At 37.4% G+C, this 19329-nt stretch carries 15 protein-coding genes; 7 read left to right on the forward strand and 8 right to left on the reverse strand.

Going from position 1 to position 19329, the window contains the following annotated elements; genetic code table 11:
• From J2743_RS06535 to J2743_RS06565, 7 genes are all read right to left on the reverse strand, one after another.
• On the reverse strand, positions 1 to 1802 hold a 1802-nt coding region (locus J2743_RS06535), incomplete at its 3' end, for a DUF3344 domain-containing protein (RefSeq protein WP_245248113.1).
• 786 nt (positions 1803 to 2588) lie between these two features.
• Positions 2589 to 3440: a signal peptide peptidase SppA gene (gene sppA, locus J2743_RS06540; protein ID WP_245248115.1), complete on the reverse strand. Its 852-nt coding sequence runs from the start codon at positions 3438 to 3440 to the stop codon at positions 2589 to 2591.
• A gap of 353 nt (positions 3441 to 3793) precedes the next feature.
• Entirely contained in the window at positions 3794 to 6688 is a 2895-nt protein-coding gene (locus J2743_RS06545) for an FmdE family protein (RefSeq protein WP_209625779.1), read from the reverse strand.
• A gap of 440 nt (positions 6689 to 7128) precedes the next feature.
• The gene (locus tag J2743_RS06550; RefSeq protein WP_209625780.1) at positions 7129 to 9879 is read right to left on the reverse strand and encodes an FmdE family protein; all 2751 of its coding nucleotides are present in this window, start codon (positions 9877 to 9879) and stop codon (positions 7129 to 7131) included.
• 449 nt (positions 9880 to 10328) lie between these two features.
• Entirely contained in the window at positions 10329 to 10814 is a 486-nt protein-coding gene (locus J2743_RS06555; protein ID WP_209625781.1) for a hypothetical protein, read from the reverse strand.
• A gap of 13 nt (positions 10815 to 10827) precedes the next feature.
• Positions 10828 to 11451, reverse strand: coding sequence for an energy-coupling factor ABC transporter permease (locus J2743_RS06560; RefSeq protein WP_209625782.1), 624 nt, complete (start codon positions 11449 to 11451; stop codon positions 10828 to 10830).
• 131 nt (positions 11452 to 11582) lie between these two features.
• Positions 11583 to 12086, reverse strand: a complete 504-nt coding sequence (locus J2743_RS06565; RefSeq protein ID WP_209625783.1) for a hypothetical protein — start codon at positions 12084 to 12086, stop codon at positions 11583 to 11585.
• Positions 12087 to 13186: 1100 nt separating this feature from the next.
• Between J2743_RS06565 and J2743_RS06570 the strand changes: the two genes are divergently transcribed.
• Both J2743_RS06570 and J2743_RS06575 read left to right on the forward strand, forming a co-directional pair.
• Positions 13187 to 13462: a hypothetical protein gene (locus J2743_RS06570; protein WP_209625784.1), complete on the forward strand. Its 276-nt coding sequence runs from the start codon at positions 13187 to 13189 to the stop codon at positions 13460 to 13462.
• Positions 13463 to 13721: 259 nt separating this feature from the next.
• Positions 13722 to 15074 carry an MFS transporter gene (locus J2743_RS06575; protein ID WP_209625785.1) on the forward strand — a complete coding sequence of 451 codons (1353 nt, stop codon included), beginning with the start codon at positions 13722 to 13724 and terminating at the stop codon, positions 15072 to 15074.
• Positions 15075 to 15185: 111 nt separating this feature from the next.
• Here J2743_RS06575 and J2743_RS06580 read toward each other — a convergent pair whose 3' ends face one another.
• Positions 15186 to 15899: a radical SAM protein gene (locus J2743_RS06580; protein WP_209625786.1), complete on the reverse strand. Its 714-nt coding sequence runs from the start codon at positions 15897 to 15899 to the stop codon at positions 15186 to 15188.
• Between the two features lie 256 nt (positions 15900 to 16155).
• Between J2743_RS06580 and nikR the strand changes: the two genes are divergently transcribed.
• The 5 genes from nikR (at position 16156) to J2743_RS06600 (ending at position 18863) form a co-directional block, all read left to right on the forward strand.
• On the forward strand, positions 16156 to 16563 hold the full coding sequence (gene nikR, locus J2743_RS06585) for a nickel-responsive transcriptional regulator NikR (protein WP_209625787.1): 408 nt from the start codon (positions 16156 to 16158) through the stop codon (positions 16561 to 16563).
• Between the two features lie 97 nt (positions 16564 to 16660).
• A complete protein-coding gene (locus tag J2743_RS06590; protein ID WP_209625788.1) occupies positions 16661 to 17431 on the forward strand; it encodes a radical SAM protein in 771 nt (256 codons plus the stop codon).
• Positions 17432 to 17581: 150 nt separating this feature from the next.
• Positions 17582 to 17998, forward strand: coding sequence for a MarR family winged helix-turn-helix transcriptional regulator (locus J2743_RS06595; RefSeq protein WP_209625789.1), 417 nt, complete (start codon positions 17582 to 17584; stop codon positions 17996 to 17998).
• Positions 17999 to 18102: 104 nt separating this feature from the next.
• The gene (locus J2743_RS12155) at positions 18103 to 18237 is read left to right on the forward strand and encodes a hypothetical protein (RefSeq protein WP_280904489.1); all 135 of its coding nucleotides are present in this window, start codon (positions 18103 to 18105) and stop codon (positions 18235 to 18237) included.
• A 140-nt stretch (positions 18238 to 18377) separates the two neighbouring features.
• Positions 18378 to 18863, forward strand: coding sequence for a DUF3795 domain-containing protein (locus tag J2743_RS06600; protein ID WP_209625790.1), 486 nt, complete (start codon positions 18378 to 18380; stop codon positions 18861 to 18863).
• Positions 18864 to 19329 lie beyond the last annotated feature (466 nt).

Here is a 19329-nt window from a genome sequence, read left to right on the forward strand (position 1 = left end):
TCATCACTGTTTGTTCCGTCACCAAAGTCCCAAGCATAACTACCCACATATCCTGTTGATTCGTCAGTAAATTGCACTTCCAGTGGTGCATCACCAGTTAATGGTGTTGCGCTGAAATCAGCTCCAGGAACTTCATCATCGTATTCAACTACTAAAAATGTTCGTTCGGCTACCATACATGGACTAGCACCAGCAGTGCTCTGTATTCCTATAACATTATCCAATCCACTGGAGTTGAGATAACTAAGAATGTTTCGAGTGTCAATTGCCACTTGTGGAGCGTCACTTTGTCCGACAACTCGTTCTCCTTCCCAAACATTGTGTCCGATCTGAGCACCGTTAACTATGAGGTTTCCTTCACCAGTATTTTCGGGGTTTTGTGCTGCGCCCCAGGGAACGAAACTGGTGAGCATGGCACTGTCAGCATTTTCCATATCAATGGTCATGCCTGTGAACGTTTGATAGGAGGTTGCCTCAGCCTCACTTGTTCCGTAGTCACTTAGACTGGCTCCTAAAAGATCCCATCCTTCGTTGATGAAGATCTGTTTGCGTGTCTCCAACGGGTTCTCGTACACTACTGCAACTGTGAATCCAGCTGGTGAGATACTACTGCACTGCCCGGGATTTAGGGGTGAGTCGTTTTGCCAGTAAGTTCGGGTGAACGTGACAACATTATCAGCATTCTCCAGGAACAGGTCAGTCACATTATAAACCAGCAGACCGTAGGTGTAATCTGCGTAGGCATTGATGTTGGCCTTGTCAATTATCAAGTTGACAGGGTTGATAAGAACACCGTTGAAGGTGGTGTTGGTAAGACCACTGGTGACTTCTTCCTCGTAATCCCAGCAGTAAGGAATGTATAGTCGGACCGTCTGCACGGTTGAACCATCGGGTATCACAAGATCCGTTGCATTATACGTCCAAGTAAGCGTCTGCCAGTTACCACCTTTACCTGACACGTAATGACTGTCTCCGAAGGAATTTATAACATTACCACGGATGTCATAGGTCAGGGCTGTTTCTGGTGCGGTTTTACCCGGCCAGTACTGAACACCCTTGTAACCATTGTACTTAACAGTTTTAAGCAGACCTAACTTACTGTTATCTCCCTCATTGGTCTCTGGGATCAGGTTTTCCGGATCCAACACTGCTGTGTACCTCATCGTATATCCCTGAGTGGTACGGAGAGTCGGATCCATCAGACCATATGCTGCGGTGATACTGAATGATCCACCGGCTGCAATGGTTGGGATCGTTGTTTCTGTTACATATGTTGCCCCGCCATCCACGTCACTTGCAAAAATCCTGACAACTACGTTATACGCTGCATCTGTCCCTGTGTTCTTGATGTTTGTGACGGTAACGTAATTGGGTTCCATGGCCATGACTGCGTTGGCAGGGTAGCAGTTCACAACCCCAGAGATCTGCAAGTTGATGTTTGGGTTCTCGGGGTTCACGGCGATGCACCCATTTTTTTCCTCCACGTCACTTCCACCGGCATTGGTAGCGTTGAGCTTCACAGTGTAGTAACCTGCGGTATAATAAGTGTGTTTGGGGTTCTGATCAGTGGATGTTTCACCATCTCCAAACTCCCAGTACCACGATGTGGGATCATTGGTGGATGTGTCGTTGAATTGAACAGTTAGTGGAGAAATTCCACTGGTAACATTGGATGTGAAGTTAGCCACAGGAGCAGGGGAGGCATCCACGTACAATCCTCCCGAAACAGACCCATTCATCCCATTATCCGTAGTCAACTCCTGCCCACCAACCCAATCATCGGCAGACACCGTATCACTCAAGATCAAAGATCCACCCAACACTAAAAAAACCAATAGAACTTTCATAATCATTCGTTTTTCAATATACCTAATTTTACCAGTCCTCCAAATTTTTCTTTCATTCCTAACACTTACTTATCCCTAATCAAACCATCCCTTGCCGTTCAGAAAGTTCTTAAGTGTTACGTTTTTTATTACTTATCAATTATAATACTTTCGATCTTTTAATTATTATTACTTTAAATCCATTTAAAAGACATATTGTAATACCCACATAGAGTTAATACATAAACCAGTACACCACCAGTAAAAATAATACTTATTAATTGAACTCGCCTACTAAACTACCCAATTAAAAAAACAAATTATCATAAAATAATAAATCAACTCTTCTATATTCCCTATCCATCAATAAAGGATGTGATTCAAAGAAGACGAAAACTTACACCAAAAAACAGATAATTCTTATTAAAAGAGTATCACATGGATTTATACATTATTTGTGAAGAAGGATTAACATTATACTCAAAAAAAAGAAATATAACCCCTATGATCTTAGTTTAGACAGTATTTAGCAGTAAAAGATACACAAAGTTGTACGTGGATAATTAAACGCAAACAGTAAATATTGTTGAAAAAATGAATAAAATGCAAATATAGATTAACCATGGAATTTATGCTCAGTTTAATAAAATATCATCTAAAAAAAACCTATAAACTACCTATTAGTTATAAAACGAGTGTTCTGCGATGAAACCAAAGTAGAGTGATCGGTTGGAAAAAATAAAGAAATAAAAAATGTACTATTCAATAGTGGGCAGTTTCAATACCATTCTCCTCCAAAATACTTCCTATTCCTTTTCCTATGGAGTATCCAATTTTTGAGGATAAACTGTTTAGAACATCGTCAAATGACTGGGAAGAAGTCATGGTAACCACTTCATAGGATCCGTGGATTCCGCCCATGTTTGCAGCCATATCCAGTGCCTGATCTTTACCTCCAATCTCATCAATAAGTTTTAGTTCCTTGGCCTGTTTTCCAGTGTATATCTTCCCTTCTGCTATGCTTGCCACGTAATCTTTGCTTAAGTTTCTGTTTTCTGCAACTATGGTGATGAAATTATCATAACTCTCATTCACCATTTCTTGAAGCATGCTCTGCTCTTCAGGAGTCATATCTCGGTAATCAGCCCCTATATCCTTATATTCTCCTGCTTTAATTGAAGATCTGTTTATTCCCAGTTTCTCATAAAGATCGGATAAATTGGTTAGATCCATTATCACACCAATACTTCCCACCCATGAAGAGTTACTGGCCACGATTTTATCAGACCCAGTTGCAGCAAGATAAGCCCCTGAAGCTCCTGAATCACTTATCCATGATACTACTGGTTTTTTACAATTTTTGACCGCAGTCATTATCTCTTCACTGGCAACTGGTGTTCCACCCGGACTGTTGATATCCAGTAGAATGGCACTGACTGAACTGTCATCTTCAGCATTTTTAATTTCTTCTTTAATTTCATCAGGATTGACAACACCTCCACTCAGTACATTGGATGATCCATATCCTATTTCGCCTTGAATAGGTATAACCGCCACAGTTCCCCCAAAAGAAGAGGATATCATGGCCAGCATCCCCACTGCAAATATGGCCATAACAAAAAGACCACCTATACCTAGCAACAGTAATTTAGCATTTTTATTTATATTAACCACCTCTATCAATAATATTTAAAATAGGTTTATCAGAGCTTCTGATACCTTAATCTTATTCTTATTTTTTTGATTTTTTGGCAAAATATATTATAATCTGGACTCCTTTATAATAATTTCTATTTAATTCATATTATTAATATGATAAATTCTATGATTTCTAGTAATAGTAACACTAAAAAAAACTCCATAACTACAGTGAAAAACTCCTCCTTAATGCAATAACATAATAAAATAAGCACATGGTTATTTATAAAAAAAGAAAAAAATAGGGGAAAATTGTTTTTTGTGTCAGATTAGCTTCCTTTGAAGAAGAATCCTACTCCGGCTAATGCCAGGACAGCTAATATTCCAACCACAGCGTAGGTACCCCATGGTGTGTCATCAGAATTGTCTGTTCCAGCTTTGGTTACTTCGTAAGATTTTCCAGAATCACCAGTAGACTGATCACCAGCATCTGCAGTGGTAGTAGTCTGGGTTGCAGCACTCACTGCAGTACCAGTAGTACCCACAGAACCGCTGGAGAACTGGTTATCACCGGATCCATTGGATGAACCAATTACAGAACCTGTGCTGGAAGATCCAGTTCCCTGAGGAGTTGAACCACCATTTTCAGAACCACCCTGTACAGGTACAAGATCTGATAGATTTCGCACAGGTAGTGATCTTAAATACTCTAATGACGTAGTAGATGTTGTTCCACCTTGTTTAAGAGCATTGAACTCACTTTCAGTTATGATCCTCTGGTCAGTAGCTGTAGTCACTGGTAGAGCCTTGACTCGAGCATTAGGTTCACCATTGTACATGTCGATATATGCTGCTATCATAGCTTCTCGTGATGCTGCACTGGTTTTAAGACCACTCATATCAAGTGTGGCCCATTTGAAGCTTATAACATATGCATAACCAACGTTGAGTTCGCTGTCCCATACTACCAGAACTCCTTCTTCAGTTCCTCCATTTAGAAGTTCAGATTCAACTTCATCATTGGGTAATCTCTGGTTTAAGTAGGTTCCCATACCTGGGGAAATACCGAGTAAGTAAATCAGACTATCATCCTTACAGTAAATACTGTCAGCAATGTAGGTGTAACTCTGGTTTTCTTCCAGTGGAATGTTTTCGAATATATAGTCCGTTATGAAGAATCCTGGCTGGACTCCTGGACAGGCATGGTCGTGGAACAGGAATGTCACTAGTTGATCAAATTCAGGGTCATTCCTCCAGGCGTTGGCAATACTCTGTATGTTAAAGAAATTACCATCCGGGAAAACTGTCTCTAAATTGTTCACCTGGGTTTGGTTGTTCAAAGCTGCAGGTCCCACATCATTTACCTTTTTACCATCACTGCCATTGGTGACTAACCATTGCTCAGTTACTTGGTCATAGCGCATGTAAAGTGTGTTCAGAGTTGTTCCATCTGCACCACGCAGTACAAAGGCATACCATAATGGTTTCCACAGTCCCATGTGAATAGGCAGTAGAGTGGATCTACTCAGTCGTGAACCCAGAACATCAAATATTCCATCCCAGGTTGCTTCGGTGGACTGACCATCTAAGTAGACGTATCCTGCAGAAGTTAGAACTGCTAAATCACAATCATCTTTTTCAAGGTCTATTCCTAATTCATCTTTGAATATCTGTTTTGCCAGATTAGCAGCCTTAACACCAATTTGTTTTATTTGATCATAGCTTAACTGACCATTACTAGATGTACTGGTTGCTCTGGTTGCATTTGGCAAGTTCAAACTATTGATATAGTCCATGTCAAGCCCATGTGTTTCTTGTGCAGGTATAATGACTGTTCCATTAGAATCTGTGATATCAGATGCTGTTCCTAAAAGATAGTAGTACTGTTCTTCAGTGAGTCCTGTTTTTTCTGTGATAAATTCAACCAATTGTTCAGGGTTGGTACTGATCTTACCCAGTATCCATGTGTTGAACTTCAACTCTGCCAGGTCATTACCTAAAGTTATTCCTGTTTCCTGTTCGAATTGTTGTCGGTTTTCCTCACGTTTGAACCTCATAACTATGAGATCTCCAGACGTAGTTTGGCTATTCCATCTGATGAAACCTACCATGCTACTGTTAGCTCCAGTTGTACTGGTATCGAATCCAGCATAACCGCTTTTACCAGCAGTGGCATCAAGGAAATACATTACTGCATCATCATCCGAATCTCCTGGAACTCCTAGAACTTTATAAGAAGTTATGTCTCCAGGTGATCCTGGTCCTCCAGATGTTTCCTGGATTGGAGGATAATATTTGAGTAATGCCAGAGTAATTGCATATCCACTGATCGTACCCTGACAAACATGCCCATGGAAAGCTGCTTCTCTCAGTAAGTCTGCAGGTGCTCCTGCATTCCAAGCATTAGCCAAACTGGCAAAAGAGTAAGCATTTTCTCCACCTACACTGGCAATGAGATTGTTCCATTCTGCTGCCTGCATTTCTTCAGATATAGTACCATGATATACTGGAACTGAAGAACCATTCCTGAAACAGACTGCATACAGGGCCATGCCTCTTTTAACTATGAAGGCAAAGTCTACGGGATCGACTGCTGTTTGTCTGAGCATCAAGAGATTCCCTTGTCCATAGCTTATTTTACCATTTGAACCGTTTAAAATACCTTCAATACAGTCTTCACTGGTATCACCGTTAAGTTGAGGTACACCAGCAGTAGTTATGGCTAATACATCATCGGCTGTTGAAAAGTCTAATAATTCATCTGCGGCTGCAGTGACTTCTCTTCCTAACTTGTAGTTGGAAGTAGCTTCCATATCAAAGGGAGCAGACCCGTAAAACTCCGGATCAGAATCTCCCTGATTAACTTCCACTTGCTGAGTCTGGTCAACATAGCCCGGAGCTCTCACAATCACATTAAACAGAGTCCCATTAGTAAGACCAGGATATGTGAAGTTCAGTTTGTACATAGTGTCCGATAGTTTTTCTTTGTCAAAAACTACACTGTTATTGTCCGAATCAGTGATTGTAATATCTGGATTTATCTCATCGTCGTCGTACTCGTAGTTAACAGTCACCAAAAGGATAGGATCAATATTTTCTGAAGAATTAACATCAGAAACATTACCCTCACCCCCATCAATAGATGAATCAGCAGCAGAAACTGCCCCACAAAGAATCACAGCCATCAAAACTGTTATTACCACTATTGCTCCTTGTTTTCTCATCTTTTCACCTCCTGTTACAATTTACTATTGACAAATAACTGCCTGAGAATATGACTCCCATAATACGATTTACGAGTCAAATAATCAGCCAATATAGATGCCGAATTTCCTCTGTTTTAATACTATATAAATTATTTATGTTATTAATAATAAATGAAAATTGAAAAAATAGTAATAAAAAAATTTTAATTAATATAAAACAGATATATTTGCCACTTTTTTTAATAATTATTACTCGCTAACATCATACTCCCTAACACCCCAAAAATGGCTTTTCAGAACATAAAGCAAACATATAAACATGCGTTATTTTTGCAGATATTTTTGAAACAATTAAAGTTATTAAAAAACATACCTTGAAAATTGAGTTATTAACTTTTTCCTGAATAAAAGAAAAAAAGAAAAATGGGAAAATTTTTTTTTATCGGTTTATCATCGAACTAGCTTCCTTTGAAGAAGAATCCCACACCTGCTAGTGCCAGGACAGATAGTATTCCAACCACAGCGTAGGTACCCCATGGTGTGTCATCAGAGTTGTCTGTTCCAGCTTTGGTTACTTCGTAGGATTTTCCAGAATCACCAGTAGACTGATCACCAGCATCTGCAGTGGTAGTAATCTGGGTTGCAGCATTCACTGCAGTACCGGTAGTGCCCACAGAACCGCTGGAGAACTGGTTATCACCTGATCCATTGGATGAACCAATTACAGAACCTATGCTGGAAGATCCAGTTCCCTGAGGAGTTGAACCACCATTTGGTGTTTCTGAACCGCCTTGGATTTTTATAAGATCTGATTGGGTACGGACAGGTAAACCCTTGATATAGTCTAAGGCATTGGATGTTCCATCGCCTCCAGCTATGATAGTAGCCCACTCTTCGTCAGTTACCCAAGTATCTGCAGCCCGGGTTATTGATGGTGCACGAGTCAAGTTTGGTAAACTCGCTAACTCCGCTTGACACTCTTCTGATGTCCAATCATCGTATTTTTGGAATATCTTGTAAAGTGTTATGTAGTTTTCATAAGAGTCACCACTCGAGAACCTTGGACTGGTCCAATCTAAGATGACTACTCTTCTGGTTTTGGTTTCACCATCATAGAAACTGAGAATTCCAACTTCACTACCTGCAGACTGCAGTCTCTGGTTGAAGTAAGTTCCACTTCCTGCAGAAATTCCTAAGAGATAAGATAGAATATCATCCTTACAATTATCGCTTGTGGATATGTAAGAATACTGATCATCTTCTCCCAGAGGGAATGTATCGTAGATGTAGTCCGTGATTAAGTATCCTGGTGAACTACCACCACAAACGTGGTTATGCCATAACCAAGCCATTAAGGCATCGTATGGTGGATCATACAATACTACATTAGATATGTCATTTCTACCACGAATATTCCCATCTTCTGCAGTTAGGTTCCCGGTTTCTGAATCGTAGTAAATAACTTTACTGACCATAGTACCATTGATTTTGTAACTGAACTGGAAGTACAAGTCGTTAAATCTGGCAGTGTGTATTGGTAGTACGGTTGCTCGGCTGAGTCTGGAACCTAAAATATCAAAGAGTCCATCAAAGACCATGTCCATTACCTGTTCATTGACACGTACGTAACCTGCAGATGTGAGTACTGTGAGGTTAGGGTCGTCTTTTTCGAGAGCAATACCTTCTGCTGCGAAGAGTGCAATGGCCATATTAGCAGCATCAATCCCAATCTGTTTGATCTCTTCATGAGTTAAGCTACCAGTTTCATATTCTGTGGCAACTCTCTGGTCTGCTATATTGGTCAGACCTAAACCCATTATGTAGTCCATATCCAGTCCGAGAGCATCACATACTACCTGTTTAGAGTTTACTCCTCCAGTCAGGTTATTGTGAACCTCTGCGGTTATGTTGTCGAAAACGTACAGTATATCCACTAACGAGTCTGGGTCATTTTGTAGTTTGTTTATTAACCAAGCATTGAATTGTAGCTCAGATGCTATACCTGAGTAAGCTGTGAATCCTGTTTGGTCTTTGTAATTCTGTAATACTTTGTCTTCATCGAAAGCCATTATTATTAGGGTTCCAAGCTCTGTTTCTGAACACCATCGGATAAATCCAACCAAATTATCAGCACCAGTGGCATATCCTTCCCAAGAACGTTTTCCAGGAGTTAAATCCAGAGAATAAATGAACGCATCATCATCTGAATTACCAGGCACACTAACTGCCCTGTAAGTTGTTGCTTCCACTTCTCCTTCATCTCCATAGACTCCGGGTGGGTAGTATTTCAGTAGTAGACTGATCATGGCTTGTCCACTGATGGTTCCCAAACATACGTGACCGTGGTAGGCAGCCTGTCTTAAGATATCAGTGGAAAGTCCTTCCTGCCAAGCGTGAGCCAGACTCACATATCCAAATGCGTTGGTAAATGTAGTTGATATGGTGTTATCCCATAACGTCTGGTCAATGTTAGAGAAAGTACCTAGGTAAGATGTTGTCAATTCACCATCTTTGAAGTAAGCTGCAGTAAGTTCATTGCCATTTCTGACAACAAAACAGAAATCCACAGGATCAGTTCGAGTTGATTGGAATGTTAACAGGTTTCCTTGACCATAACTGATTTCACCATTGGCACAGTTTAAAATACCCTCCAAACAGTCTTCAGTAGTAGTACCATCTCGGTAAGCCAAACCCGCCGAAGTTATGCATAGAACATCATCTGCGCTTGCAAAATCTAATAATGTATCTGCAGCTGCAGTGACTTCTCTTCCTAACTTGTAGTTGGAGGTAGCTTCCATATCAAATGGAGCAGACCCGTAAAACTCCGGATCAGAACCTCCCTGATTAACTTCCACTTGCTTAGTCTGGTCAACGTAACCAGGAGCTCTGACCATCACGTTAAATAGAGTCCCATTAGTAAGACCCGGATATGTGAAGTTCAGTTTGTACAGGGTGTCCGATAGTTTTTCTTTGTCAAAAACTACACTGTTATTGTCCGAATCAGTGATTGCAATCTCTGGATTTATCTCATCATCATCGTACTCGTAGTTAACAGTCACCAAAAGGATAGGATCAATATCTTCTGAAACATTAACATCAGAAACATTGCCCTCACCCCCATTAATAGATGAATCAGCAGCAGAACCCGCTCCACAAAGAATCACAGCCATCAAAACTGTTATTACCATTATTACTCCTTGTTTTCTCATCTTTTCACCTCCTTTTACATTTACTATTGACAAATAACTGCTGAAAATATGACTTATAGCCATTAGTCAATAGTTAGGACTAACAAGCCAAATAATCAGACAATAAATGCCAAATATCCTCTGTTTTAATACCATATAAATGATTTATGTTATTACAAATGGCTGAAAATCCCCAAAAATAGTAATAAAAAAATCTAAATTAATACAAAAAAACATATTTCACTGCTTTTTTTAATAATTATTATCTGCTAACATCATACTTCATAACAGCCCCAAAATGGCTTTTCAACCCAGTAAACGAATATATATCCATAATTATTTTTGCTCATATTTTAAACCATGAAAAGTTAATAAAAATCATACTTTTGAAAATGAGTTATTAACTTAATCTCCTAAAAAAAAGAAAAATAAAAAATAGAGTAAAAAAAAGGAATAACCCTAAAATCTTATCAACTTAACTTTCGTTTCATCCACACTGCACCAACACCCAAACCAAACACCAGTCCAATGAGAAGACCAGACAACAACGGGGTTAAAAAACCTGAACTGTTATACCCCACTAAGTTCAACTTGCTTATGCCCTCCCTTATGGAATTTTCATTGGCATCAGCCACTAAAATCCGGCTTGATACCTCAGGATGCTTGTCTATAAAGTTTTGAACCGTGTCTGTGTAAGCCACTGCCAAAATCTTTTTATCTGAATTGTTAAGAGCGTGTTCCAGTTCATGTTCCACATCAGCAGCTGATGCAAACTTATACACAGTGATATTGACTCCCATGTCATCTACCACTGATCTGGCAAGTTTTCCAGTGGCATTATCAGCTATGATAATAGCTGATTCATTGGTGGTTACATGTACTCCATGTGCACTGACTGAAACCATGAAACCAGCCACGACTATGATGAAAAGTCCAATAAATTTTAAGTTGTGCATTTTTATGACCTCACTAAATTTGTTCCAACTGTGCCAATTCTGGTTTCAACTTAAAGAGGGTCAAAATGATGAATATGTTAATAATACCCTCTAAAACAGCCACGAATAGATAAAATGGTATTAAAGTAGCCAGTAATACTTCAAAGGTAGCTACACCCGCAATTAACAGAATTACAACCTGGGTTATGGTGGCCATGATAATCCCCATGAAGGTGCCTGCAAAAATACTCAACCTATCATCCAGTTCTGCTGTGAATTTATAGAATAAATAAGTCGAAAAACTCAGAACTATCCCCATAGTTATAGTATTAGCCCCTAAAGAGGTTACGCCCCCCATTCCCAGGAACAAAAACTGTACTATAAGACACAAAAATTCCACAGTTACCCCAGTGAAAGGGCCAAGTAAAATTACCACCAATGGTATTACAAACAGGTGGATAGGTACCCCAAAGGGCGAAGGTATGGATATCGAAGATGCAACAATAGTTACCGCTGCCAGAATTGCTGTATTAACAATTATTTTCTCTTTTTCCTCAGTTTTGGAAAGTTTATAAAAATATATTCCAATTACAACAAGGGTTAAAATCCAGTAGATTGCAGCCTGCCATAAAGGTATAAGTCCATCAGATAAATGCAAATTTAAAACCTCCTATAATCTATTTTTTTAATAATCTCATGAAACATAACCAAAGTTAAACAAAACTTAAAAAAATTTATTAATCGATTTTTATCTCAAAGGAAAAATCAAGAAAAATGAGAATATTTCTCTCATCTGCCAAAAAGACTCATTTGTAAATTTCTTAGAGTACCGCCTTCTTTGTAAGGGAAAGACATGGCAATTAAACCAATAACCATCATTAAACCAATCATAGCAACTGGCCCACCTGGTGAGCTACTCGATCCAGAACTTCCAGTAACCTCTTCAGGATTATTCACAGTTGTCGTTCCATTGTTATCAGCATTCCCTGTGTCACTGTCACTTGTACCTGTTTGATCAGATTGTGTCACTCCGCTACCAGAATAGTCTGAACCACTACCAGTTGAAGAGTAACCCGAGTAAGTTGAAGCTTGAGAACTTCCAGACGATCCACCAGAACCAGTACCAGTTGATGTAGATCCAGTTGAACCTGTGTCTGTAGTGCTAGTATCACCTGTTCCAGGGTCTGAAGGTTCTTCTATTGGAGTTCCATGTCCGGGATGTGCAGCAACAACGCCACAAAAACATAAAGACAATACCATTACAAATATCAGAAAGATAACATTTCTTTTCATGTGTTGGTAACACCATCCATTCAATTTTTTGGATGTAAATTAAGTAATATGCTATATAAGATTTGTGTTATTACAATTTAGTTGAAATCTTTAAAAAAAGTAATATTCGTTGCAAAACCAACATCTTTATGATTATTTTAAACAGATCTCCTCATAAAATTAGAAAAACCTAAAGTTAAAAAGTATACACTGAGATGAAACGTTATAAACTCCAAATCTCAACAATTTAGGCGTTTATCGGATTCTGGTTTTTATCAAGAGCCCTCAAATCATTTGAAGAAAGGCCTGTAATAATTCAAAGATTACAAATCCACATGATTTATTTATTAATCTTGAAAAAGTATTATATATACTGATTTTTTAAAACCACTTTAAAACATTTTAAATTAATTAAAACCTATTTTAAACTGTAAAATAATAATAATTAACTGCTAAATCAAATTCTTTTTATATTACTATATTGATCATAATGATTAAATATTTATACAAGGTAATTTAATGAATCATATGCCTACAACCATTTTACCCTCCCTTGTTTTACCACAATTGGAGGATCAGGGATCTGATACCATATTACTCACTGCAATGATGAAATCAGATCCCTGATTTACATGCAATGCAACTCAAAAATAATAGAACAATCGCTTTTAATGATTTAACCAGTTAATTTTCTTAACCTGCCCTAATGATTTTTTTAACTAGGCCAAAAAATCATTTATTACATTACAGCCCGATTCAAACCAAACAGTAATAATAATAAATAAATAGAAAGTGTTAAATATAAGAATAATCAATGCAGTGATTGTACGAATAACACCAAATAAGTTATTACTAGGGGGGTTGAATAAGGTGTTTTTGTATTAAATTGATGAACTTGCCATTTCCTCCTGCAAGACGTCTTCAGTTGGGATCGAACATCCAGATCCCTCCTGGCAGTATAAAGTAGATGGGGCATCAAACCTCCTTCTTTATAAAAAGTAATCCGCTCAAATGTATAGGTCTACCCCCTCTGATGCCCCCCTATAATCACTGACAGATTTATTTCCAGAAAATATCAAAAAATTTTTTAATAAGTGTTAAAGTTTTCAATAGGTGTTAAAATGAGAAATAAATCCATTGAAGAGATAACCGTCAAAAAAGAATTAAAAAAAATGGAAAGAAAACTCAACGAAGGATCTGATATTGTATGGGTGAACTTTCCCTACAGTGAGGCTAACCTGGCTATCATCCGAAGCATACTAAAGCAGTTTGGATGGTGCAATGAAAACCTCCGTATAAGCTTTGATGAAAACGATATTTTCGTTGAAAAAGACAACTTCTTTATCCCAACTGAAGAATCAATGAGAATAAAAGAAAATTCAGGAAATCTTTATTAACTTGAAATCCCGGTCATTTTTTTTAATCTGAACCTTTTTTTATCCATTTGAACCATGATTTTCTAAATTTCTTTTTTATTCCTTTGAAACAGTAACATTTTGAACCATAATAATACATCTATTTTCATAAATTACATTTCTAAAGCTCGCAGCTAATTTATTACTATTTTGAATATAAACAGGTGAAAGTAATACTCTTGTAAAAATATTTATGTAAATATAAAAATAATCAATAAAGTAAGAGTAGGGGAGGTAAAAAATGTTTGATAATCTTAGAACTAGAATACTGGCAGTTATTTTTGCAGGGGCTATTTTGATTGCAATAGATGGTTCAACCATCAGCCCTATTTTGGAATCCATACAAAAATCTTTTGGAGTTAGTGAAAGTGTTATAACCTGGATTTTCAACATGGAAATCCTGTTTTTATTACTTTCAACACCTATAATGGCTAAATTATCTGACAAGTATGGTCGGAAAAATATTTACGTTATAAACGCAGCTTTATTCTTAATTGGAACATTAGTTGTATCGTTTTCACAGTCTTTTGAAATGTTGCTTATTGGAAGGGCTTTGCAGGGTATAGGTGCCGTATTATCTGTACTGGCCATTACCATCATTGGTGATTACTTTGATGAAAGCCGTGGTACCATACTGGGTGCATTTGGAGTTATAATCGCCCTGGTGTATGCTTTAGGTCCTGCAATATCTGGTTTTCTGGTTAACTTTGGCTGGCACTGGGTTTTTGTGATAAATATTCCAGTAGCTGCCATAGTGGTTATCCTGGGATACTATCTTTTACCTGAAAGTAAAACCAGTGAAAAATATTCCGGTTTTGACTGGAAAGGTATGGTTTTCCTGGGTATAGCTATTGCCACCATAGCCTACTTCATATTCAATCTCAGTGAACAAGCCTCAACCACCCTACAATATTTCTTACTGGGAATTTTCATCCTGGCACTGATCATCTTCTGGTGGGTGGAAAGAAAGGCAATAGAACCTATCATACCCATTGGCCTTTTGAAAAAAAGAGACACCCTCATAGCCAGTGTGGTGACCCTGGTGGGTTACTTAGCTATGGCTGGAACCTATTACTTTTCAACATACGCCTCCATGGCCTTTAACCTCAGTTATTCCACAGCAGCTTACATGATACTTCCCATGACCATTGCCTCCCTTATAACCACACCCGTGGTGGGTAAACTCCTTGATAAAGTTGGTGCAAAACCCATTATGGTGGTGGGTGGAGTTCTCACTGCCATAGGCATGTTGATTCTGAGTTACTCATCCAACCTGTACCTGTTCGCATTTTCCTTGGTGCTGGTTGGTATTGGTAATGCATCCATTGTTGGCAATGCCCTTTACTACATCTTCCTTGATGAAACTGGTAAATCAGAAAGAGCATCTGGTCAGGCACTCTTAAACATACTCCTGAACACGGGTTCACTTTTAGGAGGGGCCATTTTAGGTTCTGCTTTAAGTTTTTCTGCCTCTGGCGCTGCTTCATTCCGTCACGTGTACCTTTACTTGGCAGTGGTGTATGTTATACTGACCATACTATCCATAGGACTCAGAGGTAGACTTTCAGGAAGCAAAAAGCCAGCTGCAGGATAAGTAGTTAAAAAAAGATGTTGGGGATTTTTTTTATTCTCCCTTTATTCCATTATTTTTTTTAAATATTCTACTTTTTATTCCATTATCCATTTCTACTATGAAATACTGTATTTAAACCACCGTAACCTTCTGATACAGGGGGTTTTTGCTGATCATCTTAAGATAATCCTCAAATGAAGAGAACCAGGAAACTTCCACTTGTTCTAAGTAATTTTCGGCAATTTTTTGGGCTTTTGTTATTTCATCCCAAGTTGGAGTCCTCCAAGGTGTCCCAGGTACTGGAATGTAACCAGTAATATGGTAGGGAATTTTTGGATCAATATCCGCTATAAAAGTGACAATTTCTTCAATTTCATCATGATCAATCAATTCTGGAATGTAAACACTACTGGCATCAACTTCAATACCCCGTTCATACACGGCCTGGAAATTCTCCAGCACAGATTTATTGGATTTACCCGTATATTTAATGTAAAAATCTTCAGATAAACTCTTAATACTAATGGAAATGGCGTCAATAGATTCGGGAGGTAAATTGTAGCCATTAGAATGCCCTATCTTGGTACGAACACCCAACACGTTTTTGGAAAAATCAGCCACTTCCTCTAGGAGAGGATAGGTGCTTACTTCTCCACCTACAAAGTGTACCCATTCAATATCCATTCTGCTTAGAACCTCTTTGATCTCTCCTAAATCCAAGAATCTATCTGGTTTTGGATGGTTTCCCAGCTTATATGAACACCAGGTGCAATTAAAATTACAGCCATAGTTATGGATATTCGCTCTTTTAAATTCTTTTGAATAACTGATTTTGTAAATTGCCATCAAAACACCGTTCTATTGAATTATGAGAAGGTGATCCTGGAAAATATTTTTAAAGTTTGGTAGCACCTATTCCAGGATCGTGCTACCTTTACTTGTTATGATATAAAAATTTTCCGATGGCAAACTTTTTAATGATGGCAGCACTATGTGAATATAACGATTAAAAAGAAGTTTAAATATGAATATGTATATTAAAATTAAGTTAAAATTTAATATAATAATTAACATTAATTTAAAATAAAAATTGAGGTTTAATATGACGGTGGAAAGAGTGGGAGTATCTTTTGAACCAGAACTCCTGGAAAAATTTGATGATCTCATTAAATCAAAGGGTTACACCAACCGATCAGAAGCTATTCGTGATCTGGTTCGCAAATCAATTATTGAAGCACACATCGAAAGTGAAGATGAAGATGTCATCGGAACTTTGACTATAATATATGATCATGATGTGGGAGATGTGACCAACGAACTACAACATTTTCAACACTTCCATCTAAGCGAGATCATTGCCACCAGCCATGTGCATGTGGAAAAACACAACTGCCTGGAAGTTCTCATGGTCCGGGGAAAAGCAAAAAGTATCAGGAAGTTGGCAGACCATATAAGAGCCATTAGAGGCGTGAAACATGGCGAACTGGTCACCACCAAATCATCAGTTTAACTATAACTTAAGATAATAATCCATTTACCTAAATTTAAACGTAATCATCAGTAATTTACTAATTTAAAACAACAAAAGGTTTATTGAGGCTTTTTAAATGGAATATCGGCACGTCCCATTTATTACTTTATCAGAAATTAAACCCAGAGTTTGGATAACCCTTTCTGGATGTAATTTCAAATGTAAAGGTTGTTTTAGTCCGGCAAAAGGCATTGCAGGTCAAAAAATGGATGTCGATGAATTGGTAAGTCTGGTAAAAAAAGCTTCCCTTGACTACTATCAAAAACTGCCAGGGGAAATCATAATAACCGGTGGCGAACCAACCCTGAACAGGAGTTACTTGCTTGATCTAGTTTCTAAACTAAATTCAAGTGCGGTCATAATCATAGAAACCAATGGCTATTTTTTAGATGAGGAATATATTGAGGAACTAATTAAAGTTGGATTAAGTGAAATCATGCTTGATTTAAAGGCCTATGATGAAGGATTGCATAGATGGTATACTGGTTTTCCAAATAAGACCATACTTGAAAATGCAAGAACAATTCACGAAAAAATCAATTTAATTATCAAAACAGTTTACACACCAGGGATCATAGATGAAGTTGAAATAGAAAAGATTGCCAGATTTATCTCTGATATCCATCCAGAAATAGAATACAGAATAAATGATTTTAAACCTCTAAAAGGCTTATCCAGAACTCCAACTGATCTGGAAATGGAAAATGCTTATTCAGCTGCTAAAAAGCATTTAAAAAATGTTATAATCAGTAGAAGTTGTAGAAGAGAAAAAACAACACCAAAAAAGAAAAGTTGGATAACTGTATTTCCAGATGGAACCATGAAAAGGAGATCATTGAAAAATTGATGATACCCCTATCAAATAGATTTATAATTCTGCCATAGTATAAATTGCAAAATTTAAACACAAAATAAAATCCCAACAAAAGGTAATAATCATGTTGTAAAAGAATTAGACAATATAATTTCATATATATTATTTAACGAGGTTGAAAACGTGAATAAAAATGAAGGACCTGAAAGACATCTCTGTTTTAAGCTTGGTAAAGTTAACCGAAAAATATATAGGCATTGTGAGAGTGAACTGGCTCCTTTTAACATCACCCCCGCTCAATTCTATGCTTTAAGTGTTTTATTCAATAATGATGGAATAAAATTTAAAGACATGGCACTCAGGTTAAATTTAGATCGTTCCAGCCTCACAGGAATTCTGGATAGGATGGAAAAAGGAGGATTCATAGAAAGGAGAGCTGATCCCGATGATCGAAGGTCTATTCTAATTTTTCTAACTGATAAATCAAAGAAAATCGGACCAGAATTATATACCATTGCCTGGGGACTTGATCAAAAGTTTAAAAATAAAATATCACCTGAAGAATTGAAAATACTCCTTAAAGTTCTGGAACAGTTGTAATACGTCTTTTTATTCATATCAAACCTCCTGTAATACACCATAAATTATTTATATTATCTAAAAAATATGTTTGTATACAAATAATTTGTATGGTGGTATAAGTTATGAATAAAAATAGAAAAAATACTACATCTATTCTGGGAATTATCGGAAGCCCAGTGGAATATAGCAATACAGACCTGCTGGTCAAAACCATAATGAATGCTACTGGAGCAGAACAGGAGTTTTTTAAACTTTAAGACATAAAAGTAGGTCCCTGCCTGGCCTGTAAGAAGTGTGCTTACACCAACCAGTGTGCAGGATGATGACTTCAAATGGCTTTCGGCTTTCTCAGAAGGTTTTAGATGCAGATATGTTGAAAATGTAGGAGAGATTAGAAATGAAAGAATCAAATAACAATACAAAAAAAGTTGAAATTAATGAAGAATGCGAAGATTTAGATTTCCGAGAACTAACTGCACCGTGCGGTCTGGATTGCTTTAATTGCCCTGTTTATCTTGCAAATTTTAATGAGGAGATCAGAAAACAATTAACATTAGGGCTTAGAGAGCGTGGTTTACCAACAGATAAAGTTACATGTCAAGGATGTCGGAAGGAGAATGGTATTTGTCCCCTTGGAGGTTTAATGACCGAACCATGCAAAGTATTTAAATGTGTCAGCTTGAAAGGCATTGAGTCCTGTGCTGACTGCGATGATTTCCCTTGTGATCATCTACATCCATATGCAGACAGGGCATCGGAAGTTCCGCACAACACGAAAGTATTTAATCTGGCATTGATAAGGAAAATGGGTGTGGAAAAATGGGCTCAAGAAAAGGCAAAACAAGTAAAGGATACTTATTTCAATGGAAAGTGGAATATTTAAATGACAAAATAACAAGTGTCACCATAATTTAGATAATATTTTCACTTATTTTTTGAGTTTAAATGGATGAAACATTTTAACATCAATGAAAATACCAATAAAATAACTACATGAGTATATAAGATAGTTTAGGAATGAATGAGCCAAACAACATAAAATCATTAAGCGAACTGGTATAATAAAGGCATATTCCAATCATCACAGACCCTAACCAGCAATATAAAAACATTATCCATTTAGGGACAATTCAATATCTTTGCAATACTCAAATAACTTTTATGCTACTTTAAATAACTTTTTTGACATCTTTAAATAGGATGATGCATATGATTATATACAGAATCAGAAAGTGTATTAAAATGATTACAATAATTATTATAAATTGGTACTTCCCTTTAAGAATGGGGGCTAAAAAAAAGTTTAATAACCGCTTTTTAACGACCAAAAAGGAATAATATAAACTAGT

Source organism: Methanobacterium petrolearium (assembly GCF_017873625.1).
Taxonomy (GTDB): Archaea; Methanobacteriota; Methanobacteria; order Methanobacteriales; family Methanobacteriaceae; genus Methanobacterium; species Methanobacterium petrolearium.

Bases quoted from the DNA above. Each gene is read 5' to 3' on its own strand.
- sppA (WP_245248115.1), bottom strand. From the start codon at position 3,440: ATGGCCATATTTGCAGTGGGGATGCTGGCCATGATATCCTCTTCTTTT.
- J2743_RS06590 (WP_209625788.1), top strand. From the start codon at position 16,661: ATGGAATATCGGCACGTCCCATTTATTACTTTATCAGAAATTAAACCC.
- J2743_RS06575 (WP_209625785.1), top strand. From the start codon at position 13,722: ATGTTTGATAATCTTAGAACTAGAATACTGGCAGTTATTTTTGCAGGG.
- J2743_RS06550 (WP_209625780.1), bottom strand. From the start codon at position 9,879: ATGAGAAAACAAGGAGTAATAATGGTAATAACAGTTTTGATGGCTGTG.
- J2743_RS06555 (WP_209625781.1), bottom strand. From the start codon at position 10,814: ATGCACAACTTAAAATTTATTGGACTTTTCATCATAGTCGTGGCTGGT.
- J2743_RS12155 (WP_280904489.1), top strand. From the start codon at position 18,103: ATGAATAAAAATAGAAAAAATACTACATCTATTCTGGGAATTATCGGA.
- nikR (WP_209625787.1), top strand. From the start codon at position 16,156: ATGACGGTGGAAAGAGTGGGAGTATCTTTTGAACCAGAACTCCTGGAA.
- J2743_RS06565 (WP_209625783.1), bottom strand. From the start codon at position 12,086: ATGAAAAGAAATGTTATCTTTCTGATATTTGTAATGGTATTGTCTTTA.
- J2743_RS06600 (WP_209625790.1), top strand. From the start codon at position 18,378: ATGAAAGAATCAAATAACAATACAAAAAAAGTTGAAATTAATGAAGAA.
- J2743_RS06580 (WP_209625786.1), bottom strand. From the start codon at position 15,899: ATGGCAATTTACAAAATCAGTTATTCAAAAGAATTTAAAAGAGCGAAT.
- J2743_RS06570 (WP_209625784.1), top strand. From the start codon at position 13,187: ATGAGAAATAAATCCATTGAAGAGATAACCGTCAAAAAAGAATTAAAA.
- J2743_RS06545 (WP_209625779.1), bottom strand. From the start codon at position 6,688: ATGAGAAAACAAGGAGCAATAGTGGTAATAACAGTTTTGATGGCTGTG.